Consider the following 568-nt stretch of genomic DNA (forward strand, 5'->3'; position numbering starts at 1 on the left):
CTTGGAAAATCTCCCCCATACACAGCGCTCTCTTGGTGCCCTTCAATTGTTTTTTGATAACACATCAAAAGAAGGCATTGCCATACGCTTACAACGTTGGCTCAAAGGCAATGACTTAGGCTGGGTTTTTGATAACGATCAAGATGATCTCAATTTAGATTCCCAATTCATTGGTTATGACATGACCGATTTCTTAGACAATGAAGAAATTCGGCGTCCCTTGATGATGTACCTGTTTAACCGAATTCTCGATCTTATTGATGGGCGACGTATTATTATTGTCATTGATGAATTCTGGAAAGCGCTTGAAGATGATTCCTTCAAAGCGTTTGCGCAAGATCGCCTTAAAACGATCCGTAAACAAAATGGTATGATGCTCTTTGCAACACAAAGTCCAAAAGATGCTTTAAATTCAACGATTGCACACACCATTATTGAACAATGCCCCACCCAAATATTTTTTCCAAATCAAAAAGCAAATTACAAAGATTATGTTGAAGATTTCAAACTGACTGAGCGAGAATTTGAGCTGATACAATCAGAATTAAGTCGAGAATCCCGTCGTTTT

General features: G+C 38.4%; 1 pseudogene. It reads left to right on the forward strand.

The window, feature by feature from the left end:
* A pseudogene (locus tag ACFINS_RS09670) lies at positions 1-568 on the forward strand (transporter); the annotation flags it as partial.

Source organism: Bartonella sp. AA2SXKL (genome assembly GCF_042197205.1).
Lineage (GTDB): Bacteria > Pseudomonadota > Alphaproteobacteria > Rhizobiales > Rhizobiaceae > Bartonella.